The sequence below is a fragment of the Alkalicoccus daliensis genome, assembly GCF_900103955.1.
Taxonomy (GTDB): Bacteria; Bacillota; Bacilli; order Bacillales; family Salisediminibacteriaceae; genus Alkalicoccus; species Alkalicoccus daliensis.
This window is the reverse complement of sequence record NZ_FNIL01000001.1, coordinates 64,389-76,921: the sequence shown is the minus strand read 5'-3', so window position 1 is coordinate 76,921 and position 12,533 is coordinate 64,389. Positions and strand designations below refer to the sequence as shown.

At 39.1% G+C, this 12,533-nt stretch carries 11 protein-coding genes and 1 other annotated feature; of the genes, 3 read left to right on the top strand and 8 right to left on the bottom strand.

Features of this window, described 5'->3' with window-relative positions; translation table 11 throughout:
- Window positions 1-221: 221 nt before the first annotated feature.
- The 7 genes from pepF to BLP92_RS00380 form a co-directional block, all read right to left on the bottom strand.
- Window positions 222-2,036 carry an oligoendopeptidase F gene (gene pepF / locus BLP92_RS00405; RefSeq protein ID WP_090839488.1) on the bottom strand — a complete coding sequence of 605 codons (1,815 nt, stop codon included), beginning with the start codon at window positions 2,034-2,036 and terminating at the stop codon, window positions 222-224.
- A 63-nt stretch (window positions 2,037-2,099) separates the two neighbouring features.
- Window positions 2,100-3,293, bottom strand: a complete 1,194-nt coding sequence (locus tag BLP92_RS00400; RefSeq protein ID WP_090839486.1) for a competence protein CoiA — start codon at window positions 3,291-3,293, stop codon at window positions 2,100-2,102.
- 150 nt (window positions 3,294-3,443) lie between these two features.
- Entirely contained in the window at window positions 3,444-4,094 is a 651-nt protein-coding gene (gene mecA / locus BLP92_RS00395) for an adaptor protein MecA (RefSeq protein WP_090839485.1), read from the bottom strand.
- Between the two features lie 283 nt (window positions 4,095-4,377).
- On the bottom strand, window positions 4,378-4,779 hold the full coding sequence (gene spxA, locus BLP92_RS00390) for a transcriptional regulator SpxA (protein WP_090839484.1): 402 nt from the start codon (window positions 4,777-4,779) through the stop codon (window positions 4,378-4,380).
- Between the two features lie 461 nt (window positions 4,780-5,240).
- The gene (locus BLP92_RS18240; RefSeq protein WP_280138074.1) at window positions 5,241-5,375 is read right to left on the bottom strand and encodes a hypothetical protein; all 135 of its coding nucleotides are present in this window, start codon (window positions 5,373-5,375) and stop codon (window positions 5,241-5,243) included.
- 54 nt (window positions 5,376-5,429) lie between these two features.
- Window positions 5,430-6,026 (bottom strand): GNAT family N-acetyltransferase, encoded by a 597-nt coding sequence (locus BLP92_RS00385; RefSeq protein WP_090839482.1) that lies wholly within the window; start codon window positions 6,024-6,026, stop codon window positions 5,430-5,432.
- Between the two features lie 408 nt (window positions 6,027-6,434).
- Window positions 6,435-7,787, bottom strand: coding sequence for a putative glycoside hydrolase (locus BLP92_RS00380; protein WP_090839480.1), 1,353 nt, complete (start codon window positions 7,785-7,787; stop codon window positions 6,435-6,437).
- 205 nt (window positions 7,788-7,992) lie between these two features.
- Here BLP92_RS00380 and BLP92_RS00375 point away from each other — a divergent pair, with 205 nt between their 5' ends.
- Together BLP92_RS00375 and BLP92_RS00370 are read left to right on the top strand one after the other, a co-directional pair.
- Window positions 7,993-8,532, top strand: a complete 540-nt coding sequence (locus BLP92_RS00375) for an HD domain-containing protein (RefSeq protein WP_090839477.1) — start codon at window positions 7,993-7,995, stop codon at window positions 8,530-8,532.
- A 237-nt stretch (window positions 8,533-8,769) separates the two neighbouring features.
- Window positions 8,770-9,750 carry a sodium:calcium antiporter gene (locus tag BLP92_RS00370; RefSeq protein WP_090839475.1) on the top strand — a complete coding sequence of 327 codons (981 nt, stop codon included), beginning with the start codon at window positions 8,770-8,772 and terminating at the stop codon, window positions 9,748-9,750.
- A gap of 137 nt (window positions 9,751-9,887) precedes the next feature.
- Here BLP92_RS00370 and BLP92_RS00365 read toward each other — a convergent pair whose 3' ends face one another.
- Window positions 9,888-11,036: a dicarboxylate/amino acid:cation symporter gene (locus tag BLP92_RS00365; RefSeq protein WP_090839473.1), complete on the bottom strand. Its 1,149-nt coding sequence runs from the start codon at window positions 11,034-11,036 to the stop codon at window positions 9,888-9,890.
- Window positions 11,037-11,204: 168 nt separating this feature from the next.
- Window positions 11,205-11,452: a binding site (T-box leader), on the top strand.
- 62 nt (window positions 11,453-11,514) lie between these two features.
- Between BLP92_RS00365 and trpS the strand changes: the two genes are divergently transcribed.
- Window positions 11,515-12,501, top strand: coding sequence for a tryptophan--tRNA ligase (gene trpS, locus BLP92_RS00360; protein ID WP_090839471.1), 987 nt, complete (start codon window positions 11,515-11,517; stop codon window positions 12,499-12,501).
- The last annotated feature ends 32 nt before the right edge of the window (window positions 12,502-12,533 follow it).

Here is a 12,533-nt window from a genome sequence, read left to right as displayed (position 1 = left end):
CTACAGGAAGATTCAAAAAAATTACATTTACAGAATTTTCATAAAATCAATGAAGTATGAGTGTATTTACGGCAGGAACAGCTGTCAAAATGGATTAATTACGAGGTAGTATTTTAATTTCTTTAAAATAAACATTTATAAAAAAATCTGACTCACTATAAGTGAGCCAGATCCAAATTTACAAGTATAAATCAGCTGGTGTTGAAATACTAATTTAGTTATTACTTGTCTTCAAACAATAATTCTTCCAATTCACTTAATGTTGCTTCAAATACGTCCAGTGCCTGCTGTATTGGAGCAGAAGAAGTCATATCAACTCCGGCATGCTTTAAAATTTCAATAGGATACTCTGAGTTTCCTGCTTTCAGGAAATCAGTAAATCGTTCCACCGCAGGTGCACCTTCCTCCTGAATCTGATGCGCAAGCGCAGTGGCCGCACTGTAGCCGGTCGCATACTGATATACATAAAAATTCATATAGAAGTGTGGAATTCGAGACCATTCGTAAGCGATATCTTCATCGATTACCAACTCATCCCCAAAGTATTTTTTATTCAGTTCATAATACGTTTCGTTCAGCATATCAGGTGTTAAAGGAGTACCTTCTTCTGCTTTCTGGTGAATAAGGTGTTCAAATTCAGCAAACATCGTCTGACGGAAAACTGTGCCACGAAAACCTTCCAGAAAATTATTCAGAAGATACAGCCGCCGCTGTTTATCTGTTTCCTGATCGAGTAAATACCGGTTCAGCAATGCTTCATTCGTTGTAGAAGCAACCTCTGCTACAAAAATAGAATAGTTTGCGTAAGGAAACGGCTGATTCTCTCTTGTATAATAACTGTGTACAGAGTGACCGAATTCATGAGCCAAGGTAAATAAATTATTAATATCATCCTGCCAGTTCATCAGAATATACGGTTTCGTACCAAAAGTTCCGGAGGAATACGCACCGCTTCTTTTTCCCTGATTTTCTTCTACATCCACCCAGCGGTTTTCCAGTCCTTCTTTCACTATTTCCTGATACTCGCTTCCCATTTTTCCAAGCCCTTTTACCATTAATTCTTTTGCTTCTTCATAGGAAACGTTAAAATCTACATCTTTCACCATCGGCGTATATAAATCATACATATGAATATCATCCAGCTCCAGAGCCCGCTTTCTCACTTTCACATAGCGGTGCAGCAGGTGGAGGTTATCGTTTACTGTAGAGACAAGCTGATCGTAAACTACTTCCGGAATATAATTTTTACTTAATGCTGCCTGACGTGCATTTTCGTAATTTCTCGCATTCGCCTGAAAAATGTGCTTTTTCACTTCTCCACTTAATGTACTTGCAAAGGTATTATGATATTTCTTATAGGTAGTATACATCGCTTCAAACGCTTCACGACGCACCCTGCGGTCATCACTTTGTAAAAACCCTACAAATCTTCCCTGCGTTACTTCTACCTCTTCCCCATCTTCATTTTTTATTTCAGGAAATTTCAGATCAGCATTGTTCAGCATACTGAACGTGTTGGAAGATGCGTTCGTAACTTCACTTACCTGGGCAAGCAGTGATTCTTCTTTTTCAGATAAAACATGCGGACGTTGTTTATTTAACCGTTCAAAAGCATGTTCATAAAGTTTTAATTCAGGGGTTTCTTCTACAAACTTCTTTAGCGTTTCCTCAGGAATATTAAGTAATTCAGGTGTAATATATGATGCTTTCTGGCTCAGCTGCGTAATCAGCTGACGCGCTCGTTCATTCAGCCCCTGATAAAAAGAATCAGCTGTATTTTCGTCATAGCGCATCCGCGCATATACAAATAATTTTCCAAGTTTTATAGAAAGCTCATCTTCTTTTTGAAGAGCTTCAAATAAAGTTTTTCCTGATTCTCCTAATTTTCCCTGGTATGATGCAATTGCCGGAATTTGTTCTTTCAGCTCCTTAAAAGCTGCTTCCCACTCTTCATTTGTACTGAAAATATCTTCTAAGTCCCATGTTTTTTCCACCGGAATCTCTTCTCTTCTAGGCAGTGCAGTGTTCGTTGCCATAAATAAACCCTCCGTTATTATCAATTTAACCTCTTTCTATCGTAATATGAATCTTTCTAATTATCAATTATTTTTACACTCGAAATAATTGATAAACTTTTTTCTTATCCAATCATCGTCTGCATAAAGCGTGCCTAATGTTTTTTTGATTGTCAGGGGCTGAAGAACCTCAAATACACCGGGATACGTATGCCTGACTGCACCTGTAGAAGAGAGCAGTATTAAATATTCTTTAATAGCAGCCCTCATAACGTTATTAGCGTGGGAGGACTGCACGTATACTGGAAATACTGCACTTCTTATCATTTCTTTCAATACTTCACTGACTATTATATTATGACCGCGCTGGACGAAATTAAATAACAGCCAGCTCTGCCAAACTTCTGCCCCGGCTTTAATACCGGCCGTATAAGGAACCGGCAGAAAACACAGGGCAGGAAAATAATTTAAATTAAGCTGATTTTTCCAATAATAAATTATTACACTTTTTTCTGCCTCTGTAAGATCTGGTTTAGGGTGCTTCCGTTTTATCACACTTGTTCTTTTCCATTCTTTTTCAAGCACCTGAAAAAATTCTTTGGAAAGTTTAGGTTGTTTTTCTGGAAATAACAAATGCACAGGTGAATCACTTAACGGCAGTGAAGCTGTTTCATATGTATACTTGGATGCCTGTAACTGCGTATGCCCATATTCAAACAGCAATTTACCAGCAGCCAAATCCAGAGAAAAAGAATGCTGAAAAGGAGAAGTGCACAATCGCAGAGATTCAAGGTTAGTTATTTTTCCTGTATTAACTTTCTTCGTATAATTTTTTATTCCGAGCCATATAACTGTATAACCCGCTTTTAAATAATTAAATTGTCTTTTAACAAATTCCATTTCCGGAAGAGGAGAATGCTGAATTTCCAGTATTACTTTTTCACCACCCATATATACTAAAATATCCGCTCGCTGTCCATCTGCTTCCGGGATTACTTTTTCAACGTAAGGCTTGTAGCCGTAAGTTTCCAGCCATGTACATAAAACAGTTTTAGCCAGGGCATGTTCTTCAGTTTCGTTTATTCTGAGACAGGAAGAATTATGGCGGTGAGCAAAATGTTTTCTTACTTTTCCTTTACCGCCTCGAGTAAAAACTTCTTTCCTGCAGACAGGGCAAGTATACTGCTTTTTTTCCGAAATAGGATTCGGGGGAATAAACTCATTTCCTGCAGATGTTACATGAATTAGTTTTCCTGAAGGAGAAATGGCTGTAAACATCACTCAGCTCCTTACGTGAAATTATTTTATTTAGGCTTTGTAAACATTAACAGTGCTTACTTGAAAATATAGTTAAACTTCACTATGAAATAACAAAACATATGTTCGTTTTTTCACTGAAGAAAAAGCCGCCCATTATAGGGCAGCTTCTTAAGCAAATTGTTCTTTAATAGTTCCAAGCGCATTTTCTTCCAGAATTGTCTTGCCGTATTCCTGAATACGATGAATCGTAATATCAGATTCATAACCATATTCCAGCATTCTGCTGAGCATGTTATCCTGCTCCTCATCAGAGTGCGTTTCATCAATCATTACATAAAGGAAATACGTGTCTTCGAAATGGTGGAAGCTAGTGTGAATATCTGCGCTGAAAGCCTTACTAAGGGAGATAAGATCTTCAAAATCCCTAAATCCAAGTACTACGTTCAGCTTATGATCTTTTGTTACTTCATTTTGATCGTCTGAAGTAAACTGCTGATCCAGCATATCTACAATATTTTTGTCTACATTTTCATCATTATCATCTTCCAGAGGAATTTCAAGCTTCACATTGCCATCGTTCATTTGACCTCTGGTTACAATAACTTCAAGACCTTTATCCAGCGCGTGTACCTGCACCCAGAGTGGACCATTCATTTCAAACTTTTCATGGTCACTTACTTCATTCATCATTTCAAAGAAAAGTTCTTCTCCTCTTTCTCGGCTGTACCAAATTTCTTCTTTGTCAAATCCTCGTCGTTCAATATCTCCATAAGTGATATAAAATTTAATCGTTGTATCGTTAATTCTTTCTATTTCCATAGTGTCTCACCCTTTCGCGAGATAAACTCAGCTGATGTGCAGAGGGCTGAATTGTTTTACTATTCTATTCCCACAAAGCCATCTTGTCAATCATATTTTGCTTATTCCTATTTTAGATGAAATTAAAGAGAAAAGAAATATATTTGCTTATATTTTCAATTATTTTTTCAGAAATTTCAATTATCACCCTAAACAGAAACAAAGGGTGAAGCTGTATCTCACAGCCATCACCCTTACCGCATAATATATCATAATCTATTCATCGTGTTAAGTGGTTATGAAATTATTCGTTAACAAGTCTCTTCGTAGCTTCCTGCAGCTGGAATGTGCGTACTTTTCTTGGAAGAAATCGGCGAATTTCAGCTTCATTATATCCAACCTGAATTCTTTTTTCATCAAGGATGATTGGACGGCGCAGCAGACCTGGATGATCACTGATCAGCTGAAACAGCTCCTGAAGCGGCATAGCATCCAATTCAACATCAAGCTCCTGGAATACTTTAGAACGGGTCGATATAATTTCGTCAGTTCCATCTTCTGTCATGCGAACAACCTGTTTTACTTCTTCTACTGAAAGCGGTTCAGAAAATATATTACGCTCCGCGAATGGAATGTCATGCTCTTCTAACCATGCTTTTGCTTTCCGACAAGATGTGCAGCTTGGTGACGTAAATAAAGTGACCATAAGGCTGAATCTCCCTTCGATTATGTTAATCTATACAATCTTTACATAACTAGTCTTGTTTATAATTATTATTATACAACAATTATTATCTTTTGACTAGTACTTATAAAAAACTTATACAAAGATTCTACAAAAAATTAACGTCTGTGTTCATATAGTTGTAGATTCCCTTTATTTTCAAAAATAAACGTTATTTTTTAAAAAATAAAACTCTTTTTTTATACTTATCTTCCCTGAAAAAATAAGCATCTCATTTGTCATTTGAACTTCCTTGAAAACCTTTTCACTTATACATAAGTTATCTTTGTTAATTGTATCACATTTTCAATTAAGCTGAACTGTTATCAATTAATGAAATTCTCTATTATTATTTAATTGTTATGTAATTAGGATGTTAAAAGGTCTTTTACCTTAGAAAAGAAAAAACACCCTTTTTAAAGGATGTTTTTTCTTTCTCTCAATCAGGAAGCTAAAGTATTCGAATGAGAGACCGGCTGCTTTTTAGAGTTTTTCTGGACTTCTTCCAGCTTACGCTTTAAAAGATCTCTCCAAAGCAGCTTTTTTTTGTTCTTGCGTCTTGCCTTATTCCCTTTCATGCAAAACACTCCTTTCTGTGTTTTGACACGTCGCTGTTCTTCTATAGGATGGGATCAGGATACAGGCTCTTTATCAGTCCCCGTTTCCTTTCCCTTACCCTCCTTCTTCACATTGTTGTACTTCAATGCCTGCTCTACAGCTTCGTAAGGCTTGCCATATAACTCAATATCTTTATACGTATGGATGGTTTCATACGTATGGCACATCTTTTTATAGATACTTTCTTCAGAATCATCTTCCGGCGACCAATAGAGAATTTCCATTTCGTTCACTTCTCCTGTAGCAAGAGACCTTCTGGTGTATCCAATCGACTGCGCATGTTTAAAACCCTCTCTCCGGTAAAAACGCTGTCGCTTTTCAGTATCAGTATCCTCATAGTCTACTGGCTCTACTTCCAAAATAATCGGTTTATTTCTCGCTTTTAATTTATCCAGCAGTTTTTTTCCGATTCCTTTACCTCTTGCTTCTTTTGAAACAAATAGATAATCAATAAAGGAAAAGTCAGCTGCTTCTACATACATCATTACATGATATTTATCTTCACTTTTCTTATAGATCTCTTCTTTTTCCTTCAAAAGGAGTTCGATGTGTTCTTTTGATTTCATTTCTTCGTCCGGAAAGTATTTGTTAAGTTTCTCATACCAGTGCATCGTAACCCTCCTTTGTGTCTCTTCCTATATTATATATCCTTTTACGTTCTTCGGAAAGTGGCTTATAGCGGATTTAAAATAGATTATTTATCTTTTAGCGTCATGAAAGGTTAACAGACTAGGTTATGTTACGATTGCGCTCACATTCTCCCTTCACATAGTGCATTCTTAATGAAGAAAATGAACTGGATTCAATTACTCTGGGTTAATTTCTAATTTTAAAGCTACTTGAAAATAAAAGTTTTAGTTATGAGAAGTATTCCTGCTGAAGCATTCTCAAAGAGACTTACTAAAATGACGGACTTGTGCTTGACTAATTAAGAACACTCATTATGACTGGACAAACAATACATAAGCTGGATTCCTTAAAAAAAGACCTCTTTTTAAAAAAGAGGCCTCCACGTAAAGTTATTCATTTTCGTCTTCATTATTGTTTTCTGTTTCTGCGTTTTCTTCACTGTCTTCATCGCTTTCGTTGCTTTCACTATTGTCTTCATCTTCTTCTGCGTTTTCTTCTAGTTCGCCTTCCTCCAACTGACTTACGTCAAGATCGAGGAGGTAATCTGCACCTTCAGAATAACGATTGCCGGCATTCCACAGAAGAAATTCATAAATATCATTATCATAAAGTGCCTGGATTTGCGCTTCTACTTCTTCCGCTCCGTAATTAAGATAATTTCCTGATCCTAAATAGGAAGCAGTAAAATCCTGAAGCCATGGACGGGAAGTTGGAGGATCCTCAAGTGCACCCAGCACCTCATTCTCTACCTGTGCATATTCATCCACTAGTTCATATGGATATAGATCCGGCTTGTCGATTCCAAAATACGGACCCCAGTGGCTTGGATAAATCATAGAAGAAATAACATCAACATTCTCAGAAATTTTAGTGAAGTTCTGGCCAATGCCCGGCGCCTCAGAAATAGTAGCAGAATACCCAAAGATATCTACAGAGACATCTACATCGTAAGGCTCAAGTTCTTCACGCGCGTATGCAACAAAATCAGTTACTGCTTCTACTCGTGTCGTCACATTGTCTTCTGGCCGGTCTGTATAGTTTCCTGTATCGTATTCAAGCTCTTCATCTCTGTTTTCAAATCCTTCAGGGAATCTTACATAATCAAACTGTATTTCCTGAAAACCCATTTCCGCAGCCATTCTTCCTACTTCCACATTGTATTCCCATACTTCTTCGAGGTAGGGATTAACGAAAGCTTCTCCACGCCTGTTCGTCCATACTTCCCCGTTTTCCAGGAAAGAGAGCTCCGGTCTTTCTTTCGCCAGAATAGAATCCTTGAATACTACAACACGGGCAATAGGATAAATTTCTCTTTCTTCCAGTTCCCGCATCAATGCTTCAGGATCATCGATCATCGGCTGGGAAATATCCAAATAAGAATTTCCTTCTTCCGGTTCAAAGGTAATATATCCGTCATCTTCTTTTACATCGATAACCATTGAATTCAACGCAGTATCTTCCACTAAGTCATAGAGGCTTTCCATGCGCTGCCCGCCTGCAGAATGGCCTGTGACAAAAATACCTCTTACTGCATCCGGATAGTTAAAAGTAAAGCCGGAGTCAAAGGAATACCTCGCCACACGGTTCGGCCATTCCGTAAGTGCCAGATGAATTTCTTTGCCGGTGTGCATCTGCGCTGTCCGTGTTTCACCTTCATTGTTATTATCTTCCGCTGCCACTGTCCCTGCAAAACCTGCTGTCATTAACGCCGTAGCTGCTATGTAAATTTTCCATTGTCTCATTATATAAAAACCTGCTTTCTACCTTAAAAATTTGCCTTCATAGTAAAGTATACAACGAAATCCTTTATTAACCAATGTATATATCAAAATTTGTGGAATTCCTGTCAAATTACCTATTTATTTACACCATTGCCTGTATTGATTGACTCTGATTACTCATTCGCGTATTATTAGAGAAATACACTAAATCAGGGAGGCGATCGTAATGAGCCGTGTAACACTAATAGATATTTTTCAGCATCCTGTGGCCCAAAAGTATGTAAAGCGAGCCGGGCTTGCCCATGCCGTTGCATGCGCTTATCATGCGTACCGCTTCGCTGTCGAAAAAAACGTTGATCCGGATCTCGCATGTAAAGCAGCTTTCCTTCATGATGTAGGACATTATACATGGTACAACAATGGAGAATGGGATTATAATATGTACAAAGAAAATGATATTCATGCAATAAAAGGGGCGGAACGGGCACATAAGCTGCTTATCCGCCTGGGAGAAGACCGAGTGAATGCAAAACAAATTTCTCTGGCAGTGCTGCTTCACACTGATTCTTTTCTTCCTGAAAAAAATATACAGCGGGAAGCGCTGCAGGAAGTAGTTGCCTCCGCAGATGAAGCGGACGAAGAACCGGATGGGAAGCACCATTACAGAAACATGAGTGATGAGCGTGCAGAAAGATTACTTTCTCAGCTCGACCGGCGGATAGAGGTATATCAAAAACGAGAATTGAAAGAACCGGTGTCTTTTTAAGATATTGTCTTTTCATCTTAGGAATGCTATAGTTACGAAGAATGATAAAAAGGGGAGTAGCGACCTGACCGGTCCATGAGTCGTCACGACAGCAGCTTTGAGAAAAAGCCGCTCGGTTCATGGAGCTTTGTATACTTACAAAGTACGCAAGACCTTTTTATGCAGCGGACCCGTTGCATAAAAAGGTCTTTTTTGTGTCTTCGTGGTCCGCAACAATAATTTGAGAGGACGAAAAAAATGACAATAATTATTTTTTTAGCTGCAGCAGTAATTACTGTTATTACTGCCGTAAAACTTTCCACCTATGCGGATGTCATAGGGGAACGGACTTCACTCGGAGGGCTGCTTGTAGGGACACTTCTTTTAGCTGGAGCAACATCACTTCCGGAAGTAACTACCAGTTTGACCGCTGTATACCTGGATAATCCAGATATCGCTGTCAGCAATGTTTTCGGAAGCAACTTATTTAATATCTTTATCCTCGGTCTGGTGGATTTAGCTTACCGGAGAAAACAAATGATGCATGCGGCAGATCCTTCCCAGATCAAAACGGCCTGGCTGAGTCTGATGCTGACTGCTTTAATGCTCATTGCAATTTTGATTCCTACTGGAATAACTTTTCTCGGTGCTGGAGTAGAGATGTATCTTCTTGTTGCTCTATATGCAGCAGGCATGTACTTCCTATCCAAAAATCAGCTGCAAACCAGTACTGAGCCGACTGAAGACTTCCACCTGGAAGCAATTTCTCTGCGTCATGCGAAATGGGGATTTGCAGTTTCTGCTTTAGTTATCTTTGTAGCAGGCAGTGTGTTATCTATAACTGGGGATATGATTGCTGCATCCACTGGTATCAGTTCCAGCTTTGTCGGTACGTTCATGATTGCTGGTGCAACGTCTCTGCCGGAGCTTGTGACAGTAATTGTAGCTATTCAGCTTGCCAACTATAATCTGGCAATAGGAAATATTCTCGGATCGAATGTATTTAACATTTTAATTTTAGTATTGATAGACTTTGCTTTCCGCTCCGGTGCGGTTCTCTCCGCGGTAGCTCCAGTAACTATTGTAACAGCTTCTGCAGTTCTTTTACTGAACCTGTTTGTAATTGGAGCAATAATGATTGCCCGGAGCAAAAAATATGTGCGTTTTTACGGACTGCCTTCTGCGCTGGTGATTATAATGTATTTTGCATGCAGCTATATCATTTATGCGTGTAGTTAAAACTATTTTTTTACTTTCAGCCCGTAGAAAACTTGATGAAATGTATTTCTTAAACACCAAAACAGAGCAGCCGCTGATTTTCGTCAGTGGCTGCTCTGTTTTATATGTCTCTTTACCCAGATATATCAAATACTGAACTATGCACTTTGTTTTGCAGAAAGCTTATCTATAATTACTGCAATAGCTCCATCACCGGTAACATTTGCTCCAGTTCCAAAGCTGTCCTGTGCAAAATACAAAGCTATCATCATACCCATCGCCGCTTCGGAAAATCCGAGCATAGATGTAAGAACTCCAAGCGCTGCAAAAATCGCGCCTCCAGGTACCCCAGGCGCAGCTACCATGATAACACCCAGCGCCAGAATGACGGGCAGCATGGTAAAGAATCCAGGTACTGTGTAGCCGTCAAGCACACTCATCACTGCAACTGCACAGCTGATAATTGTAATCACACTGCCCGACAAGTGAATCGTAGCACAAAGCGGCACCGTGAAATTTGCTACATTATCTCTTACTTTATTTGATTTTGTCTGTTTTAGAGTTACAGGAATAGTGGCTGCCGAGCTCATTGTACCTAATGCAGTTACATAGGCAGGAAGCATTCCTTTTATCAATTTAAATGGATTTTGGCCAGTTAAAAGACCAGCAATAGTATATTGAACAGTTAACCAGATCCAATGCGTGCAAACTGCTACTGCCAATACAACTCCGAATACTTGTAACGTTTGCAGCACTGTACCTTCTGCTGCCATATCAACAAATATCCCGGCAATATAAAAAGGCAGTACTGGGATGATAGCAACGTAAATTACTTTTTCAATAACACTTTTTCCTTCATCGAATATAAACTTCAGCTTTTCCGCTTTTAAAGCCGCAATCCCTATCCCAAAAATGAAAGCCAGCACAAGCGCTGTTAAAATATCCATAAACGGTGTTAATTCAAATGAAAAAAATGGTTCTGGAGAAATACCTTCCTCCGGAGCGCTTCCCTCCTGTGTCACCAGCGGCATGATCAGCACTGCGATAAAAAATGCTCCAATACCAGCGGTAATAGTGGATAGGTAGGCCGTTCCTACAGTCGCCCCCACAAGCCTCGAGGACCCTTGACCGATACTTGCAATTCCGGATCCTATAAAAAATAAAATAATCAGCGGAATAATGAAGTTAATCCATTGACCAAAAATACTTGTAAAGGTCACGAACGCACGGATTAATGGTTCAATTCCTGTTAAACCAACGATAATACCTGTCACAATACCAATAACTAGTTTCAAGATAAGCTTCATCGTTTACTCCCCCTGTACTGTCTCTATGTAGTGGACAAATGTTTTTTCTACATAATACATATTGACCTTATTAGTCTGAGAATTCAATAGCTGAGTAAATAGTCGCAATTATTAAATTATACTGTTATTGTTTTTTTTAAAAAGCTGCTCTATAATAAGTAAAGAATAGTAAATGCGATGATAAAGATAAGTACTTTTTGTGAAGCATGATCAGAGAGTCTGCGGCCGGTGCAAGCAGAAGATGCAGCAAAAAGGAATGGACTTTTGAGCAGGAGATCCGAACACTTTGTCAGTAGGATCCCCGGGATTCTCCCCCGATACCAGAGAGAGCTTTTTCCGCTTTTGCGCAGAGAAGGTTAAGAGAGACTGTTTTTTTACAGTAATCAGGGTGGTACCGCGGTCCATTCGTCCCTAATTTCCAGGGGATGAATGGGCTTTTTTGCAGTTAAAAACTTTATTTTGGAAGGATGAAAGAAGAATGAAAACAATTTTCTCCGGCATTCAGCCGAGCGGAACGTTAACATTAGGCAACTATTTAGGCGCGATGAAAAATTTTGTAGAGCTGCAGGATGATTATGAATGTATGTTCTGTATCGTAGATCAGCATGCAATTACTGTCCCGCAGGACCGCCTGGCACTTCGTAAAAACATTAAAAGTCTAGCAGCACTTTATCTTGCTTCCGGGATTTCACAGGATAAATCCACTCTTTTTATTCAATCGGAAGTACCTGCGCATTCTCAGCTTGCATGGATGATGCAGTGTGTAAGCTATATTGGTGAGCTGGAGCGTATGACGCAGTTTAAAGACAAGTCGACAGGAAAAGAAGCAGTTTCCTCCGCATTGCTTACGTACCCTCCATTAATGGCAGCTGATATACTTTTATACGGAACAGATATTGTACCTGTCGGGGAAGATCAAAAACAGCACCTGGAGCTTACCCGCGATTTAGCACACCGGTTTAACACCCGTTACAACGATATTTTTACAATTCCAGAAGTGCGCATTCCGAAAGTGGGCGCACGTATCATGTCGTTAAATGACCCTGCGAAAAAAATGAGTAAATCTAATCCAAAGGAAAAAAGCTATATCTCCATGCTGGATACTCCTGAAATCATTATGAAAAAGATGAAGAGTGCCGTAACTGATTCAGAAGGAAAAATTTATTATGATGCGGAGAAAAAACCCGGAGTGGCAAATCTCCTGACTATCTATTCCATCTGTTCCGGAGAATCTATTGAATCACTGACAGAAAAATATAAAGAAAGCGGGTATGGTCCATTTAAAGAAGACGTGGCAGAAGCGGTAATTAACGTTTTAAAACCGATACAGGACCGCTATGATGAACTAATGGCGTCTGATGAGCTCGATGCAATTCTGGACCAAGGGGCAGAACAGGCAAACCGCAAAGCAGAGAAAATGCTGAAAAAAGCAGAAAATGCTATGGGCCTCGGCAGAAAAAGATAATTTAATAAAAAGAAGGCGGATCCTGATTGGAC